Source organism: Hymenobacter segetis, from assembly GCF_054776495.1.
The window spans coordinates 308501-325458 of the sequence record NZ_BAAHBV010000002.1 but is presented as its reverse complement, the minus strand read 5'-3'; the positions used below and the strand labels follow the sequence as shown (position 1 = coordinate 325458).

General features: G+C 61.9%; 13 protein-coding genes. 6 read left to right on the top strand and 7 right to left on the bottom strand.

Annotated elements, in window-relative coordinates; genetic code table 11:
- Positions 1–60: 60 nt before the first annotated feature.
- From ACYU70_RS11970 to ACYU70_RS11955, 4 genes are all read right to left on the bottom strand, one after another.
- On the bottom strand, positions 61–1035 hold the full coding sequence (locus tag ACYU70_RS11970; RefSeq protein WP_342297452.1) for a hypothetical protein: 975 nt from the start codon (positions 1033–1035) through the stop codon (positions 61–63).
- Positions 1036–1321: 286 nt separating this feature from the next.
- Positions 1322–2737: a Fic family protein gene (locus tag ACYU70_RS11965; RefSeq protein WP_342297450.1), complete on the bottom strand. Its 1416-nt coding sequence runs from the start codon at positions 2735–2737 to the stop codon at positions 1322–1324.
- A 114-nt stretch (positions 2738–2851) separates the two neighbouring features.
- The gene (scpA, locus tag ACYU70_RS11960; protein ID WP_342297449.1) at positions 2852–5062 is read right to left on the bottom strand and encodes a methylmalonyl-CoA mutase; all 2211 of its coding nucleotides are present in this window, start codon (positions 5060–5062) and stop codon (positions 2852–2854) included.
- 95 nt (positions 5063–5157) lie between these two features.
- Entirely contained in the window at positions 5158–6942 is a 1785-nt protein-coding gene (locus ACYU70_RS11955; RefSeq protein ID WP_342297447.1) for a methylmalonyl-CoA mutase family protein, read from the bottom strand.
- A 201-nt stretch (positions 6943–7143) separates the two neighbouring features.
- On the opposite strand from ACYU70_RS11955, the gene ACYU70_RS11950 reads away from it, so the two are divergent.
- The 3 genes from ACYU70_RS11950 to dnaA all read left to right on the top strand — a co-directional run bounded on the left by ACYU70_RS11950 (position 7144) and on the right by dnaA (position 10666).
- Positions 7144–7911 carry a 5'-nucleotidase C-terminal domain-containing protein gene (locus tag ACYU70_RS11950; protein WP_342297445.1) on the top strand — a complete coding sequence of 256 codons (768 nt, stop codon included), beginning with the start codon at positions 7144–7146 and terminating at the stop codon, positions 7909–7911.
- A gap of 104 nt (positions 7912–8015) precedes the next feature.
- Entirely contained in the window at positions 8016–8954 is a 939-nt protein-coding gene (locus ACYU70_RS11945) for a bifunctional metallophosphatase/5'-nucleotidase (protein ID WP_342297444.1), read from the top strand.
- Positions 8955–9106: 152 nt separating this feature from the next.
- Positions 9107–10666 (top strand): chromosomal replication initiator protein DnaA, encoded by a 1560-nt coding sequence (dnaA, locus tag ACYU70_RS11940; protein ID WP_342297443.1) that lies wholly within the window; start codon positions 9107–9109, stop codon positions 10664–10666.
- 83 nt (positions 10667–10749) lie between these two features.
- Here dnaA and ACYU70_RS11935 read toward each other — a convergent pair whose 3' ends face one another.
- Both ACYU70_RS11935 and ACYU70_RS11930 read right to left on the bottom strand, forming a co-directional pair.
- Complete coding sequence (locus ACYU70_RS11935) at positions 10750–11244, bottom strand: hypothetical protein (RefSeq protein ID WP_342297441.1); 495 nt, start codon at positions 11242–11244, stop codon at positions 10750–10752.
- A 197-nt stretch (positions 11245–11441) separates the two neighbouring features.
- Entirely contained in the window at positions 11442–11876 is a 435-nt protein-coding gene (locus tag ACYU70_RS11930; RefSeq protein WP_342297439.1) for an OsmC family peroxiredoxin, read from the bottom strand.
- A gap of 171 nt (positions 11877–12047) precedes the next feature.
- On the opposite strand from ACYU70_RS11930, the gene ACYU70_RS11925 reads away from it, so the two are divergent.
- The 3 genes from ACYU70_RS11925 to ACYU70_RS11915 are packed head-to-tail and all read left to right on the top strand — an operon-like array spanning position 12048 to position 14566.
- Positions 12048–13541: a GH3 family acyl-acid amido synthetase gene (locus ACYU70_RS11925; protein WP_342297438.1), complete on the top strand. Its 1494-nt coding sequence runs from the start codon at positions 12048–12050 to the stop codon at positions 13539–13541.
- Positions 13542–13550: 9 nt separating this feature from the next.
- A complete protein-coding gene (locus ACYU70_RS11920) occupies positions 13551–14126 on the top strand; it encodes a hypothetical protein (RefSeq protein WP_342297436.1) in 576 nt (191 codons plus the stop codon).
- A complete protein-coding gene (locus ACYU70_RS11915) occupies positions 14126–14566 on the top strand; it encodes a 3-oxoacyl-ACP synthase (protein ID WP_342297435.1) in 441 nt (146 codons plus the stop codon). Before ACYU70_RS11920 ends, ACYU70_RS11915 begins: the two co-directional genes overlap by 1 nt.
- A 52-nt stretch (positions 14567–14618) precedes the next feature.
- On the opposite strand, the gene ACYU70_RS11910 is transcribed toward ACYU70_RS11915, so the two are convergent.
- Positions 14619–16775, bottom strand: coding sequence for an OmpA family protein (locus ACYU70_RS11910; RefSeq protein WP_342297433.1), 2157 nt, complete (start codon positions 16773–16775; stop codon positions 14619–14621).
- Positions 16776–16958 lie beyond the last annotated feature (183 nt).

Below are 16958 nucleotides of genomic sequence, written 5' to 3'. Positions count from 1 at the left end.
CAAAAAAAGGCCCGGATATAGCATCCGGGCCTTTTTTTGATGGATGAAAAGCAATGCGGCTTAGTGCAGCACCGCGATTTCGACGCGCACCGGCGTATCGCTGTCGTTGAACACCTCCAGCCACTGGCCGTCCGGCCCCAGGGCCTCGGCCGTGGTGTCCAGCTCGCTGCCGCTGGTGGTGAGGGTGGCGTGGGCGCGGAGGCTGTTGCCGGCCGCCAGCACGCGGCCCACCAGCGCCACCTGCGCGGGCTGGGGCACGGCCAAGCGCAGGTGCAGCCGGGTGGTGGCCAGCAGCGGCGTGCTGAACAGGACGCTGCCCAGCGCCCCGGCGGCCACGGTCAGCTCGTGGGTTTCGGGGCCGGCGGGCGCGGCCGGCCCGCTCAGCCGAAACAGCTTCAGCGTGGCCGCATCGGCGGCGAAGAGCACCTTGGCCGCCGCGCTCGCCTCCTGGCCGAAGCCGTAGGCCAGGTTTTGGGTGGTGAGGTAGTGGTCGGTGCCCTCCTGGTTGGTGCCTTTTTTCACCTCCTGGGTGGTGTTGGTATCGGCCAGCTCCGTGACGAGGGTGCCCAGCGTGGCCAGCTGGGCGGCGGTGTAGCCCTTGGCGGCGAGGTCGGTTTTGTCGCGGGTGGCCGAGGCAAAAGCGGTTTGGAGCAGCGTCCGCATCTTGTCGTGGCTGTTGCGGGCGGTTTCGTAATTGCTGCGGCCGTAGGTGGCCATGCGCCCGACGTTGTGTGGATAGGCGCGGCCCACGAAGTAAAACAGACTTTGCAGGGCCCCTTGGGCTTGGGCCATGGCGCTGGCCACTTCGGCAGTGTCCTCCATCAGCTCACCCACCCGCACGGTGTTGTCGGGGGTGGTATCGGCCAGGTCAATCGCGGCCAGCCAATCGGTTCCAAATGCCGCATCAAACTCCGGATTGAAGGCCTGGAAAGCGGCCTGGTGGCTGAGGTAATGCGCCTGCATGGTGCGCATGTCCTGGCGCATGGCCGCCGCCGAGGACGAATAGTGCCGCAGCACAGTGGTAGCTTTTTTCATGGGGTTGACAATGAATGGGTAAAGTTGAGCACCCAATGTAGGCATTCCCCCACGCCTCGACGCCCTTGCCCCATCGGTTTACGTCCTTCCCTAGTGGGTTTACGCCCTTCCCCCGCGCCCTTACGCCCACGTAAACCCACCGGGGAATGGCGTAAACCCACCGGGGGAGGGCGTAAAGACGCAGGGGAGGCCCGCCAAGGCACCGGGGAGGCCCGGCAAGGCCCAGGGGCAGCCCGGAAGGCGGCGCGGGCACGCAAAAGGCCCGCCGGGTGGGGCGGGCCTGGGGTTAGCTGGGGGAGGAGTCGGCTTCGGCTACTTTGGCAGCGATGAAGTCGTAGACTTTGTTGGCGAACTGGTAGTTGAGGTCGTAATAATCTATCGAAGCATAATCATTTAAGTAAATAGAATCAAAAAAGACTAGTGCTTTGTCATGGTCAGAATAAGCAGGCTTTCCATCTAATAACTCATCTATACTTACAGCTATTCCAAACTCGTGTTCTGCAAAAAGGAAATCAATTAGTAAACGTAAGTCAAACGACTTACGACGTTGACGAAAACCAGTCCATGCTATACTAAAGGTTACTGTATCGGCTAAAACAGCTGATTTATTTAGACCCCTCTTGATAGTCTCTTTTACATTAGATATCATAGAGAATTCCTTAATTACTGGCAATTTAGCACCTACATAGAACACCCCTCCTGAGAAAAACTTCTCCAGAAAAAAAGCGTCAAAGCGGCTTGTTTGGGTCGTGAGGTCACTAATCAATCTATCAATAAGTGCATCGAAAAAAGATACTTGGAGGTCCATATTCCAAGATTTTTCGATTGTATCCTCATTAGTTAACACCTGCTTCTTCAGCAGCGCAAGCTTCTTATCCAAGTCACTTGGTTCTTCGATGGATTCGCCCTTCGCGGCGCGAATCATGAGTTGCAGGGAGGCTTCCACGTTTTCAATGATGAAACGGAGGAAAGGTTCGGGGTCGCCGGCATCGGCGGCGGAGAGGGCGGCTAGGTAGCGGTTGCGGGTGGGCTCGTCGGCTTTGATGACGGTGATGGGGTAGCCGTGCCGCATGAGGATGAGGTTCATGAGCAGGCGCGACATGCGGCCGTTGCCGTCATCGAAGGGGTGGATGCTGACGAAGCGGTGATGAAACTCGGCGGCTAGCGCGACGGGGTGTAGCGTGGGCGCTTCCGTCTCCTGGCGGTACCAGGTGAGGAGGTCGTGCATGCGGGCGGGCGTCTCCTCGGGGCTGGCGAAATAGAAGGTTTCGCCGGTGGCGGTGACCACGTTGTTGGTGCTGGACTTGTACTGGCCGGGCACGATGCGCTGGCGGGTGGGCTGGCCGCTGGCCGTGTGGGCGGGCTTGTAGTGCTCCTCGCCGAGCAGTACCTGGTGCATTTCGCGGATGAACTGCTCGGTGAGGGGCCGGTCGTCGTGCACCACTTCTTCGAGGCCGAGGATGGCTTCGTTGTGGCCTTTGATGTCGAGGTGGTCGCGCAGGGGCTTGCCTTCGGCCGTGAGGCCGTGCAGGAGTAGCGAGCGGGTTTCGCCCAGCGTGAGGGAGTTGCCCTCAATGGCGTTGGAGTTATAATTCCAGTCGAGCCGAAACTTTTGCAGCACCCGCTGCTCCTGTTCGGGCGCGAGGGGGCGCAGGGCATCGAGGTCGGCTTTGAGGCGGTCGAGCGTGGTAAAGAGATTCATAAGAAAGGGGATTAGCCTGCAAGCTCAGAAATTATGGCGAACAAAAAAGGCCCGCTGTTGGGAGCGGGCCTTTTAACTAAGATGGATTGACGCCAGCCAACCGCGCTGGGGCAACTACTCCCCCAGCTTCGCCAGAATCTCTAGCGCGGCGGTGGCGATGACCGTGCCGGGGCCGTACACGCCGGCCACGCCGGCATCGTAGAGGAACTGGTAGTCCTGGGCGGGGATGACGCCGCCGGCGATGACCAGGATGTCTTCGCGGCCGAGCTGCCGCAGCTCCGCCAGCAGCTGGGGGAGCAGGGTTTTGTGGCCGGCGGCGAGGCTGCTCACGCCCACGACGTGCACGTCGTTGTCGGCGGCCTGGCGGGCTACTTCGGCGGGGGTTTGGAAGAGGGGGGCAATGTCGACGTCGAAGCCGACATCGGCGAAGCTGGTGGCGATGATTTTGGCGCCGCGGTCGTGGCCGTCCTGGCCCATTTTGGCCACCAGCATGCGGGGGCGGCGGCCTTCGCGGGCGGCGAAGGCTTCGGCCGCCGCGCGGGCCTGCTCGAAGGCGGCGTTGTGGCTCATCTCCTGCGAATACACGCCGGCCACGGTGCGCGTGGTGGCCTGGTGGCGGCCAAACTGGGCTTCGAGGGCATCGGAGATTTCGCCGAGGGTGGCGCGGGCGCGGGCGGCTTCTATGGCTAGCGCCAATAAGTTATGAGTTGAGAGTTGAGAGTTAAGAGTTGGGGCAGAAGCATCGGCTGAATCAACTCTTAACTCTTCACTCTTCACTCCTAACTCCTCAAGGCGTACGCCGGCGGCTTCGGTGAGGGCGGCCAGGGCCACCTTCACGGCCACATTATCGCGGGTGGCGCGGATGGTTTTGAGGCGGGCAATCTGGCTTTCGCGCACGGCGTCGTTGTCGATGTCGAGCACTTCGACCTCCGTTTTCTCGGTGGTCTGGTACTTGTTCACGCCCACGATGATTTCCTTGCCCGAGTCGATGCGGGCCTGCTTGCGGGCGGCGGCTTCCTCGATGCGCAGCTTGGGCAGGCCGGTTTCGATGGCCTTGGCCATGCCGCCCAGCCCTTCCACTTCCTGGATGAGGGCCCAGGCGCGGTCGGCCAGCTCGTGGGTGAGGGTTTCGACGTAGTAGCTGCCGCCCCAGGGGTCCACCACTTTGGTCACGTCGGTTTCGTGCTGGAGGTAGAGCTGGGTGTTGCGCGCGATACGGGCCGAGAAATCGGTGGGCAGGGCAATGGCCTCGTCGAGGGCGTTGGTGTGCAGGCTCTGGGTGCCGCCGAGCACGGCCGCGAGGGCCTCGATGGCGGTGCGGGCCACGTTATTGTAGGGGTCCTGCTCGGTGAGGGAGTAGCCCGAGGTCTGGCAGTGCGTGCGCAGGGCCAGGCTTTTGGGGTTGGTGGGGTTGAACTGGTTGATGAGCTTGGCCCAGAGCAGGCGGCCGGCGCGCAGCTTGGCAATCTCCATGAAGTGGTTCATGCCGATGGCCCAGAAGAAGCTCAGGCGCGGGGCGAATTCGTCAATCTTCATGCCCGCCGCGAGGCCGGCGCGCACGTATTCCAGGCCGTCGGCCAGGGTGTAGGCCAGCTCCAAATCGGCCGTCGCGCCGGCTTCCTGCATGTGGTAGCCCGAGATGGAAATGGAGTTGAACTTGGGCATCTTGGCCGCCGTGTAGCTGAAGATGTCGGCGATGATGCGCATGCTCGGCGCGGGCGGGTAGATGTAGGTGTTGCGCACCATGAACTCCTTCAGAATGTCGTTCTGAATGGTGCCTTGCAGCTTTTCGGGCGGCACGCCCTGCTCCTCGGCCGCCACAATATAGAAGGCCAGCACGGGCAGCACCGCCCCGTTCATGGTCATGGATACCGACATTTCGCCGAGCGGAATCTGGTCGAAGAGGATTTTCATGTCCTCCACCGAGTCGATGGCCACGCCGGCCTTGCCCACGTCGCCCTGCACGCGGGGGTGGTCCGAGTCGTAGCCCCGGTGGGTGGCCAGGTCGAAGGCCACGCTCAGGCCTTTCTGCCCGCCGGCCAGGTTGCGGCGATAAAAAGCATTCGATTCCTCGGCCGTGGAAAAGCCGGCGTACTGCCGGATAGTCCACGGATTCTGGGTGTACATGCTGGCATAAGGGCCGCGCAGGTAAGGCGCCTGCCCCGCGCCAAAGCCCAGGTGGTCGAGGTGGGCCACATCCTCGGGGCCGTACACGGGCTTGATGGCAATGCCCTCGGGCGTGAGCGTGGCAGCGGTTTCGGGCGCAGCGGGAGCGGCGGGGGCCGGGGCGGCGTCGTAGGGAATCGAAGAGAAGTCGGGCTTCATGAGGGAATTCTGAATTATAAATTATGAATTATGAATGGTGGGCCGCAGCCGATTAGCCATTCATAATTCATAATTCAAAATTTATAATTGAAAGACTACCGCCCTTGCAGTCGGGCCAGCACTTCCTCCGTGGTATAGCCCTGCACCTTCATTTCCTGGAAGCCGAACACGCGCACGGCCTCGTGCATGGTAGCCAGGTCAGAGCTGAGCAACGCCGGCGGGACGAAGTGCTGCTTCTCGGTCGGAATCTGGTAGATGAAGCGGGCAAATTTCTGGAACTGCTCGATGGTGGCGTACATCAGGGTCGCTTCCTCGGCCGAAGAATAGAGCAGCGAGAGCGTGCCGGCGGGGTGGCTGGCCGCCAGCTCGGGCCGCTCGTGGTCCTGCAGGGTTTGCAGAAACGTTTCCAGGATAACCTGGTTGGTGTTGGCTCCCAGCAGCACCACGGCGGCGCGCTTGCTCTTGCGGTCGCGGCGCTCGAAGTGCATGGCCGTGGCCAGGCGCAGCACTTCGGTGGGGTAAGCGGCCCGCGTCACGTCGAAATCGGCGGAGCGCAGGAGCTTCTTGGGGTGAAAGTGGAACTGCTCGTTCTTGTTCTGGAAGCGGTTGGTGCCCACAATCACCTGCTGGCCGCTGGCAATGCGCCGGAAGGTTTCCGTGGCCACCGCCTTGATTTCTTCGATGAGCTGGCCGCGCACGGCCGGCAGTCCGCCCGCCGCCTCGGTGCGCTGAAACAGGGCCCAGGCCTCCTGGGCCAGCTGGTCGGTGAGGGTTTCAATATAATAAGAGCCGGCGGCGGGGTCCTGCACCCGGCCCAGGCCGGCCTCTTCGCGCAGCAGCACTGAGAGGTTGCGCGCCAGCCGGCCCGAAAACTCGTTGGCCTCGGCAAACAGGCAGTCGAACGGGGCCACGGATAAGGAATCGGCCCCGCCCAGCACGGCGCTCATGCCCTCGGTGGTGTGGCGCAGCAGGTTATTGTGCGCGTCGAGGGTGGTCTGCGTCCAGGTGGCCGTCATGGCGTGGATGCGCAGGTGGGCATTCAGCTCAGCCGGCAGGCCGAAGCTGTGCAGCAGCGTGGCCCACAGGCGGCGCAGGGCGCGCAGCTTGGCAATTTCGAGGAAGTAGCCGGGCATGATGGCCACGTGCAGGTGCAGCGTGGCGGCTACTTCGGCGGCCGTGGTTTCGGCATCGGGCAGGTCGGCCAGCAGGGCGGCGGCGGTGTTCAGGCTGAAGGCAATCTGCTGGGTGGCAGTAGCGCCCCGGTTGCCAAAAAAGGCCCCGTTCACGGCCAGCGCGCGGAAATCGGGCATACCCGTGGTCAGGCGCACGCAGCGGCGCAGGGCGGCGCGGTAGTCGGCCAGCTCGGCCCCCTCGGGCACGGGGCCGGGGGCAAAGCGCAGGAAACCACGCAGGGCCGTGCCGGGCGCGGCTTCTACCAGCTGAGCCAGGAGCTCATCGGGGGCGGCCAGCACGGTGTAGCCCACGAAGGTGCGGGCCAGCGGCAGCTGCTCGGCCAGGTAGTGCACGGCCAGCGCCGGGATGTCGTGAATGATGAAATGGATGCCGTCGGCTCCATTGGCGAGGGCATTGGCCGCTTGGTCAATCTGGGCGCGGCCGTCAGTGCCGGCCGGTATGGCAAGGGCGGGCACGTTCAGCCAGGGCGCGATGGGGTGGGGCAGGGGCGCGGGCGGGCCGCCCAGCGCTGTGAGGGCTTCGCGGTGGTAAAAGGGCTCCAGGCTAAAGCCGTCGGGCAGGGGCCAGCGCAGCGTGGCCGGGTCCTGGCCTTTGAGCTCGCGGGTGAGGCGGGCCTGCCACTCGGCAGTGGTAACGGCCGGGAATTCGGCGAAGGAGACGGGCGCGGCCGTGAGGGTGTCGGACATAGGTAGCAAGTGCTTCAACGGATAGCGTGCGGCGGTTCCCGCAACTACGAACCTCAGTTAAAACAGGCCGAAAGATACCGCGCCGGGGCCGAAGCGGCCATGGTGACGCGGCTGTGAGCGGCGGCCTGCCGGGTTAACATCGTAACTTTGCATCAACTTCGCCCGGTGTCCATCGGGTATCGTCCGCTTCCTCCATATTTCATGTTGCACCATTCATTGCGGGTCACCTTCACGCCGCTATTGCTGGCCCTGACGCTAGCCACCGGCTGCCAGCGCGCCGCCTTCGCACCCACTGCCCATTTCGCGCCCACCACGAGCCAGGTAGTGGGCAAAACCCAGACCGAAGACCCCGCCATTGCCGCCCTCATTGCGCCCTACCACGACAAGGTAACGGCTCAGATGACCGAGGTGCTGGGCACCGCCCCGGCCCCGCTCACCAAAGCCCCCGGCGAAAACCCGCTCTCCAACTTCGTGGCCGACCTGCAGCGCGAGCGCGCCAGCGCCGAGCTGAAAGCCCCCATGGACTTGGGTGTGATGACCAATGGCGGCCTGCGCGCCGGCTTCGCGGCCGGTCCCGTCACGCTGGGCTCGGTGTTTGAGTTGATGCCGTTTGAGAACGAGCTGGTCGTGCTTGATGCCCCCGGCCCGGTGGTGCAGCAGCTGTTCGACTACGCCGCGCACATCAAGATGGCGGTGTCCGGCGCTACTTATAGTGTCACTTTCGATGGCATGCCCAAGGACATTCGCATCGGCGGCAAGCCTTTCGATGTGAACGAAAACCGCACCTACACCATTGCCATTTCCGACTATTTGGCGACTGGCGGCGACAACCTCTCGTTCTTCAAAACCCTCACGCCGCGCCACACCAACGTGCTGCTCCGCACCGCCATCGCCGACCACATCCGCGCCCTCACCAAAGCCGGCCAGCCCATCACGGCCCGCGTCGAAGGCCGGGTAAAGGCTAATTAAGAATTATGAATTAGAAATTATGAATTGCGAGCCATCAAAGTCAATGGTTTGTGCTTCAAAAATTTAATTCATAACTCATAATTTTTAATTCATAATTCTAAATCATGAAGCGTCGCGAATTCCTCCGCAACTCCCTCCTCGGCACCGCCGGCCTCACCGTGCTGGGCGGCCTGGCCAACTCGGCCGAAGCCGCCGCTACCGCCAAGGCTCCGCTCAAACTCACCATCCTGCACACCAACGACATGCACTCCCGCATCGAGCCCTTTCCCGACAATGGCGGGCAGTGGGCCGGGCTGGGCGGTATGGCCCGCCGCGCGGCGCTCATCAAAGACATTCGCAGCAAAGAGCCCAATGTGCTGCTGCTCGACTCGGGCGACATCTTCCAGGGCACGCCCTACTTCAACTTCTTCGGTGGCGAGCTTGAGTACAAGCTCATGAGCCAGATGGGCTACGACGCCAGCACCCTCGGCAACCACGACTTCGACAACGGCCTCGACGGCCTCCAGCGCCAGCTGCCCCACGCCACTTTCCCCTTCCTCATCGCCAACTACGACTTCTCGAAGACCCCATTGGCCGGCCGTTTCGCGCCCTACAAGGTGTTCGACAAGCAGGGCATCCGGGTGGGCGTATTCGGCATTGGCATCGAATTGAGTGGCTTGGTGGCCGATAAAAACTTCGGTCAGACTATCTACCTCGACCCCGTGGCCAAGGCCAAAGAAATGGTAGCCCAGCTGCGCGGCCCCGAAAAGTGCGACCTCGTCATTTGCCTCTCGCACCTCGGCTATAAGTACGCCGAGGCCAAGCTCGATGACCGCAAGCTGGCCGCGCAGGTTTCCGGTATCGACCTCATACTGGGCGGGCACACCCACACGTTCATGGACGCGCCCGAGCCCATCGCCAGCCCCGACGGCCACTCCACGCTCATCAATCAGGTGGGCTGGTCGGGCATCAACCTGGGCCGGTTGGATTATGAATTTTCAACAAAAAATAAGCGCGCCGGGCTGGCAAGCGCTGCCGTAGTGCCGGTTCGGGCGGCCTGCTAAAAGCACGACATAAACAAGCCCATTTCGGCTTTTTTAAGTGCGAAGTTTTCCACAATTTTGTCCCCCTCTAAAAAATAACGCCCGCTTTGGGCGGCTGATTTCGGTCTTCTTTTTGCTCCCGGTTTGTTGCCGGTTTCCTTTCAAACGTTCAAATGCTCAAGGATTTTCGCACGGTTTGGGCTGGCTGCTTGCGCAGCATCTCGGCGGAAATCGGGGAGCAGAGCTTTAGAACCTGGTTCCAGCCCATTGTACCGGTCGAACTGAAGGGCAACGTGCTCACCATTCAGGTGCCGAGCGCCTATTTCTACGACTGGCTGGAGGAGCACTACGTGGACGAGCTGCGCCGCGCCCTCTACCAGCAGCTGGGCTCCGAAGGCCGCCTCGAATACAGCGTAGTCGTGGACCAGGGCAACGACCAGACGCCGCCCCGCGCCCTGCACCTGCCGCCCACCCGCAAGCAGGCCGCCCCCGACCCGCGCGACGCCCCCCAGCCCATGCCCGGCACGACCGCCGGCAACCCGCTGGCCGGCAGCGCCCGTGCCGCCTCGGCCCGCTACGTGAACTCCGGCGCGGTGCGCACCACGCCGCGCGGCAACAACTTCGCCAACGGCGGCGGGGCCGATACGATGGCCCCGCCCCGCAACCCCTTCGACCAGGCCCGGCCGATGGACGGCAACCTCGTCCCGTCGCAGCTCAACGGCTCTTATACCTTCGACAACTACATCGAGGGCGACTGCAACCGCCTGGCCCGCTCGGCCGGCCTTGCCGTGGCCAACAAGCCCGGTACCACCAGCTTCAACCCGTTAATGGTTTACGGCGGCGTGGGCTTGGGCAAAACCCACCTCGTGCAGGCCATCGGCAACCACATCAAGGCCACCGCGCCCGAGCGGTTCGTGCTGTATGTATCGGCCGAGAAATTCACCAATCAGTTCATCGACAGCGTGCAGCGTGCGCAGGTGCAGGACTTCGCGAACTTCTATCTGCAGGTTGATGCGCTGATTCTGGACGACGTGCAGTTTCTGGCCAATAAGGGCAAGACGCAGGAGATGTTCTTTCACATCTTCAATCACCTGCACCAGTCGGGCAAGCAGATTGTGATGACCTCCGACCGACCCCCCAAGGACCTGCTGGGTCTGGAGGACCGCCTGCTGAACCGCTTCAAGTGGGGCCTGACGGCCGACGTGCAAAGTCCGGATTTCGAGACGCGCGTTGCCATCATCCGCAATAAGATGGAGCAGGACGGCATCGATATTCCGCCGGACCATGTGGTAGATTACCTCGCCAATTCGGTGCACACCAACGTGCGCGAGTTGGAAGGTGTCATCGCCTCGCTGGTAGCCCAGAGCAGCTTGTCGCGGCGCGATATCGACCTGGAAATGGTGAAGCAGGCGTTGCGCCACATCATCGAGGAGGTGGAGGCCGAGGTCAACCTCGACTTCATCCAGAAGACCGTGGCCGCGTATTTCAGCATCTCCGTCGATTTGCTGAAGGATAAAACCCGCAAAAAGGAAGTGGTGACAGCCCGCCAGGTTGCCATGTACTTCGCCAAGCACCACACCGCGCACACGCTGAAAACCATCGGCTTTCACTTCGGTGGCCGCGACCATACCACCGTGATGCACTCCGTGCAAACCGTGTCGGACTTGGTGGATTCAGATAAGAAATTCCGCGACCAAGTGGACGAGTTGCGGAAGAAGTTTGCCAAGAAGTAGGGCCTCTCGGTCAAACCAGCATCAATAGCAAAGGGGCTCCAGATTAGTATCTGGAGCCCCTTCGCGTTGCTGAAGGATGTTGTTTAGGCGGCTGCCGTCGGGCTAACTTCCTGCAAGGGCAGGTTGTGTTTGGTGGCGAAGGCCCGCACCTGCTCGCGGAAGCGCGTTTTGCGCATTTTGCCTTTCACCTCGCGCAGATTGAGGGCGTAGATTTCGCCGTCCTTCTGGCGCACGCGCAATACTGCGGGCTTAAGCTCCAGGGCGGTGATGTTCTCGGCGGCGAATACCTGCTTGGGGCGGAACAGGCCGTTTTTGTGCACGATGTAGCCGGGGGTGAATTCGAGGTAGCTCTGGGTGCCAAAAATGGGGGCATTGTTCACCAGCACGTAGCCGAGGTATACGAACGTGAAAACCAGGAACACCCAGTGCAGGAAGTGGTAGTCCGTCGCGCCGGTGTTGCTTAATATCCCAAACAGTACATAGGCAAGCCAGAACAGGCCGATGGCGAGTTGGCCCCAGAACGGGACGCGGGAGTTGTTGGCGGGGCGGAGGCGGATGCGAGTGGTACCAGTGGGCATAGGGACAAATTTAGTTGCTAGTCGCTAGTTGTCGGTTGTCAGGGACCGAAAAGAACGAGAGTCAGCAAAAGCAAGAACGTCATGCAGAGCATAGCGAAGCATCTTGCCCGCAATAGTAAACTTGATTACTACTGCGGTAGAGATGCTTCGGCTACGCTCAGCATGACGTTCTTATTTCATTGTTCGACCAGCGAAACCTAGCCTACAAACTTCGCTTCCAGCGTCATTTTGGGCACGGCGGCCAGCACTTTCGATACCGGGCAGTTGGCCTTGGCATCTTCGGCGTGCTTCTGGAAGTCGTCGGCGGTGATATTACCGCCGGTGACGTGGCCCTCGGTGGTGAGGTGGATGTGCTCGATGACGGGGTGGCCGTTGTTGGGGTTCATCGTCACGGTGCTGGTCGTGGTGATGCTCTCGACCGAGTGGCCGTGCTTGGTGAGCACGCTGGTGAGGTACATGGTGTAGCAGCCAGCGTGGGCCGCGCCGATGAGCTCTTCGGGATTGGTGCCGGGCTTGCCTTCGAAGCGGCTGCCTACCGAGTAGGGCGCGTTGAGGAGGCCGCTGTCGGTGGTGAGGGTGCCGCTGCCTTTGATGTCGCCGTTCCAGACGGCTTTGCCTGCATGGTCTGCCATGATGTGGTAAGTTGGGAAATGGTGAAGTGGTGAGTTACGCTTTAGCTTGCCGCCGTAACGGCCCGCCCCAAGCCCTAACGGCGGCAAGCTACGCAGGTTGCCCACGCCGCCCCGGCCGGCCTCGGCCAACGTACCTTCGCAGCCCTTCCAACGGCCTTTTACTTCGGATTTATGGGATTGAAAGCCACCCTGAGCCAGCCCCTGGCCCGCTACATTGCCCGCCGCTACGCGCGCTGGCAGCACCGCCCCGAAACCACCCAGCGCGAGCTGCTGGCGAAACTCACCGCCACGGCGGCCGGCACTGCCTTTGGCCGCGCCCACGACCTAGGCAGCATCCGCACGCCCGCCGATTTGGCCCGGCAGGTGTCCGTGCGCGACTACGAGGCCCTAAAACCTTACTTCGACCGCACGCAGGCCGGCGAGGCCAACGTGCTCTGGCCCGGCCGGCCGCTGTATCTGGCCAAAACTAGCGGCACCACTTCCGGCACCAAGTACATCCCGATTACGAAGGACAGCATCCCCAACCACATCGAGGGGGCCCGGGATGCGCTTTTGTACTACATCTACCGCACCGGCCGCAGCCGGTTTCTCGATGGCAAGCTGATATTCCTGTCGGGTTCGCCGGAGCTGGAAATGCACCACGGCATCCGCACGGGCCGGCTCTCGGGCATTGCCAACCACCACGTGCCGGCGTACCTGCGCCGCAACCAGCTGCCCAGCTACGCCACCAACATCATCGAGGACTGGGAAACCAAGCTGGAGCGCATCGTGGACGAAACGCTAGGCCAGCGGATGACCCTGATATCCGGCATTCCGCCTTGGGTGCAGATGTATTTCGACCGCCTCACGGCCCGCACCGGCCGGCCCATCAAGGACCTGTTTCCCGATTTCAACCTGTTCGTCTACGGCGGCGTCAATTTCGAGCCCTACCGCGCCAAGCTCTTCGAAAGCATCGGCCGGCCGGTGGACAGCATCGAGCTGTTCCCCGCCTCCGAGGGCTTCCTGGCCTTCCAGGACGAGCCCGGCAACCCCGGCCTGCTGCTGCTGCTGAACAGCGGCATCTTCTACGAATTCATCCCCGCTGAGCGGTTCTTCGAGCCCGACGCACCCCGCCTCACCATCGCCGACGTGGAGCTGGACCGCAACTACGCCGTGGTCCTCACCTCCAACGCCGGCCTGTGGGGCTACTCCCTCGGCGACACGGTGCGCTTCGTGAGCCTGCGCCCGCACCGCGTGGTAGTCACGGGCCGCATCAAGCACTTCCTCTCGGCCTTCGGCGAGCACGTGATAGGGGAGGAGGTGGAGCAGGCCCTGCGCGAAGTGATGGCCCAAACCCCCGAGGTCGAAGTCACCGAATTCACCGTGGCCCCGCTCGTGAGCGACGACCCCGCCACGCCCTCGCGCCACGAGTGGCTGGTGGAGTTTGGGCGTGAGCCGCACGACCCCGCCGCCTTCGCCGCCGCGCTGGATACGGCCCTTCGCCGCCGCAACACTTACTACGACGACCTGCGTCGGGGCAACATCCTCGTGCCGCTACAGCTCACGTTGCTACCCACCGGGGCCTTCCAGCGCTACATGAAAAGCCTGGGCCGGCTGGGCGGCCAGAACAAGGTGCCGCGCCTGGGGAATGATAGGAAGGTGGCGGAGGGATTATTATCCGTTTAACTTAGCCCCATGCGCAAGTTTCTTAGCCTCTTCAGCTGCTGGCTGCTACTCTCCGGCAGCATCAGTCAAGCGCCGCCCGCCGCCTTTCCTGATGTGCCGACTATTACCGAAACCTCCGTGGGCAAGGCGCGGATTGGGATGCCCATTGCGAAGCTAAAAGAGACCTATCAGGGCTTTTCCTTCACCCCAACCTACCTCGCCAAATACGGCTTCGATGGCAGCAACGGCAAGCCCGATGCCATTACAGTAAGCAGTGCGGGGCAGAAACTATTCATCTACTTTCTGAGTGAGCAAACCAAGAAAGTCAGTGGCTTTATCGTATTGCATCCAACCTATAAAACCGCAGCAGGCATTCACGTTGGCTCTACATCGGGCCAATTGAAAGCTGCCGTGCCAGCAGTGCGGGTAGCTCCGCACGAATTTGTGGAGAATATGCAAATCGCATCGGCTGGCACAGAAGAGCACATCGGCTTGGAATACATCTTCCAACGGGGCCCAATGGGTAAAGACCGAGATTCAATTGAGCCATCCGAAATAGCTACTCCCAGCGCCAAAGTGTCCTGGGTATTGATTAAGCCGAATTAATGACCAAACCCGCCCTCCACGCCCTTTGCCACGCCTTCATCGAGCAGCGCATTGCCGCCGCCCGCACCGCCATGCAGGCCGCCCAGGAATCCTCCTCCTCCGAAACCAAGAGCAGCGCTGGCGACAAGTATGAAACCGGCCGCGAAATGGCCAACGCCGAGCGCGACCGCAACGCCGCTCACATGCAGCAGGCCCAGCAGCTGCAAGCCGAGCTCGCCCGCCTCAGCCCCGATGCCCCCTGCGACACCGTGCGCCCCGGGGCCCTCGTGCATACCAGCCTGGGCCGGTTCTACATCAGCATCAGCGCCGGCAAGCTGGATGGGACGGATGTATTCGCCATATCACCCGCCGCGCCGGTCGCCGTGGCGCTGAAAGGGTTGCGGGCCGGCCAGGAGGCCGCCTTCAATGGTAAAACGGTGCGGGTATTAGCTGTCGAGTAGCGGCTGAAACCTGTTTTTGAGCCCGTTTTCATAGTGCTCGAAGAAGCCGCTCCTACTTCCAGGCCCCGCCGCCGTCGGCCGGCTTGTCGCCATCGGGCTTCACCAGCTTGAACTCCACGCGGCGGTTTACCTTGGCATCGGCCTCGGTCACCTCGTCCTTGAGCGGGTGGCTGGAGCCGTAGCCGAAACTCTCGATGCGATTAGGAGCCAGCTTGCCCTTGCGCTCGATGTAGCGCCGGATTTCCTCGGCCCGGTCCTGCGAGAGCTTCTCGTTCACATCGGGGTCGCCGCTGGTGTCGGTGTGGCCCGAAATGCTGAGCCGGAACGTGGGATGGTCCACCAAAAACAGCGCAATGCGGTCCAGCGTGGCGTGCATGCTGGGCAGCACGTTGGCCTTACCCGCCTCAAACTCCAGGTTCTTGAAAATCAGCGGCAGCTTGTAGTCGATGCTGTTCGTGAGCAGCGTCATCACCGTGTCGCCCTTCAGCGCAAACTGCTTTTCCACCGAGAAAAAATCGTTGCTCTGAATCAGCATCGCGTAGTGCGAGCCCTCAATCAGCTCAAAGTCAAACGTGCCATCGGGCCGGATAAACTTGCTGGCCACCTCCACGCCATTATCGGTATCAATAATGCTCACAATGCCCTTCAGCGGCTTGCTGTTCACCGAATCCAGCAGCGTGCCCTCCACCCGGGTGGTGGCCAGCGGCTGCGCCTCCATCGGCAAAGGGAAGGAATACAGGTCCAGATTATTAATCTCCTGCGCCTCCGAACGGGCATAGTACAGGTTTTTACTCTCCCTATCAATGGTGAAGTAATACTCCGACCCCTTGCCGTTCACCAGCGGGCCGATGTTCTTGGGCTCCTGCCAGCGCCCGCCTACGCGGTAGGTTTTGTAAATGTCGAAGTCGCCGAAATTCAGCAATTGCCCCCGCGAGCTGAAATACAGCACATGGTAGAGCGGGTGATAAAACGGGCTCACCTCGTTCTCGCGGGTGTTCACCACCGGCCCCACGTTCTCGGCCGGGCTCCACTGCCCGTTTTTTAGCTTGCGGGTATAATAAATGTCCGACAGCCCAAACCCGCCCAGCCGGTCCGACGCGAAATACAGCGTGTCCTCGCCCTGCGACAGCGTCGGCTGCGAGTCCCAGCCCAATGAATTCACCATCGGCCCCAGGCTTCTGGGCGCGCTCCATTTGCCGTCTTTGCCGCGCGTGGCGGTGTAGAGGTCGCAGTTGCCGTGGCAGGTGGCGCACTCGCAGCGGGCAAAATAAATCGTCTTCCCGTCCTTGCTCAGGCAGGCCGAGCCCTCGTTGTTGGGCGAGTTGATGGGCTTGGGCAGCGGCTCGGCATCGGACCAGCTCACGCCCTCGCGGTGCGAGGTGTAGAGGTCCTCGTCCACCACGCCGGTCAGCCCGCGCCGCTTACGCTTGCTGCTGAAAATTATCAGCGAATCATTGCCCGCCAGCGCCGGCCCGTAGTCTGGGGCCTTGCTGTTGATGGCGTCGCCCATGCTCGTGTACACGCCCTTGGGCGGGTGGAAGGTGTTGAGATTCTTGCGGTACTCCACTAGGTCGTAGTACGTTTTCAGGGGCACGTACAGGTCGGTGTTTTTCTGCTCCAGTGAGTCGTAGTAAAGCTGCACGCGCTTGGTATCAGCGCGGCTGTGCTTCAGGGCCAGGCGGTAGTACGCCTTGGCTTTCACGGTCTGGCTGTCGCGCTCCAGCAGTTGGCCCAGCCGCCAGAGCATGTTGGTGTTCTTCTCAAAGTTGACCGGCCCGAACTTGGCCACATAGTCTTCCAGCAGCAGGCGCGTCTGGTGATACTGCCGCCGTTTTTCGGCCTTGTTAATGGCCTTCAGCGCCTTCTTATCCTCAAAAAACGGGTATTTGTTGATGAAAATGAAGTCGGGCGTACCATCCGGCCGCAGGTGTAGCTTGCGGCTCACGCGGCTGTTGAGGCCGCGCACGCGGTAGGTCCCGGGCGCGATGGCCGGCTTGGCTTTGGCCGGCGCGCCAACTGCCTTTTTGGGCGCGGCCGATGCCCCGCCGCTGGTGGTATCGGCGGAAGGGGAGGCGGCGGCGGGAATCCGTTTGGCGGGCCGGCGCTGGGCCTGCGCGGTAGGCGCGGCCAGCAGCCCGGTGGCCACGCTCAGCAACAAAAGCAACCAGCTTCGACGCAATAAAGCCGACATGGGTAGAGTTTTCGACATGAAATATTGCGCAAGTTGCCAACAATTTAGGGAATTAGCCATATTTGGTGCCCGCCGCCGGGGCTGGTGCGCCGCTTTGGCGGTTTTGGCCTGCTGGCACGGCCCTTGAAGGCCAAACGCGTCGGGAAAGCGTACCTTGTATCTTCCCAATCAAAAGGCCCAAAACTGCCAATCTGGCACCTG

Coding starts and splice junctions, on each gene's coding strand:
- ACYU70_RS11970 (WP_342297452.1), bottom strand. CDS start 1,035: ATGAAAAAAGCTACCACTGTGCTGCGGCACTATTCGTCCTCGGCGGCG.
- ACYU70_RS11965 (WP_342297450.1), bottom strand. CDS start 2,737: ATGAATCTCTTTACCACGCTCGACCGCCTCAAAGCCGACCTCGATGCC.
- scpA (WP_342297449.1), bottom strand. CDS start 5,062: ATGAAGCCCGACTTCTCTTCGATTCCCTACGACGCCGCCCCGGCCCCC.
- ACYU70_RS11955 (WP_342297447.1), bottom strand. CDS start 6,942: ATGTCCGACACCCTCACGGCCGCGCCCGTCTCCTTCGCCGAATTCCCG.
- ACYU70_RS11950 (WP_342297445.1), top strand. CDS start 7,144: ATGTTGCACCATTCATTGCGGGTCACCTTCACGCCGCTATTGCTGGCC.
- ACYU70_RS11945 (WP_342297444.1), top strand. CDS start 8,016: ATGAAGCGTCGCGAATTCCTCCGCAACTCCCTCCTCGGCACCGCCGGC.
- dnaA (WP_342297443.1), top strand. CDS start 9,107: ATGCTCAAGGATTTTCGCACGGTTTGGGCTGGCTGCTTGCGCAGCATC.
- ACYU70_RS11935 (WP_342297441.1), bottom strand. CDS start 11,244: ATGCCCACTGGTACCACTCGCATCCGCCTCCGCCCCGCCAACAACTCC.
- ACYU70_RS11930 (WP_342297439.1), bottom strand. CDS start 11,876: ATGGCAGACCATGCAGGCAAAGCCGTCTGGAACGGCGACATCAAAGGC.
- ACYU70_RS11925 (WP_342297438.1), top strand. CDS start 12,048: ATGGGATTGAAAGCCACCCTGAGCCAGCCCCTGGCCCGCTACATTGCC.
- ACYU70_RS11920 (WP_342297436.1), top strand. CDS start 13,551: ATGCGCAAGTTTCTTAGCCTCTTCAGCTGCTGGCTGCTACTCTCCGGC.
- ACYU70_RS11915 (WP_342297435.1), top strand. CDS start 14,126: ATGACCAAACCCGCCCTCCACGCCCTTTGCCACGCCTTCATCGAGCAG.
- ACYU70_RS11910 (WP_342297433.1), bottom strand. CDS start 16,775: ATGTCGAAAACTCTACCCATGTCGGCTTTATTGCGTCGAAGCTGGTTG.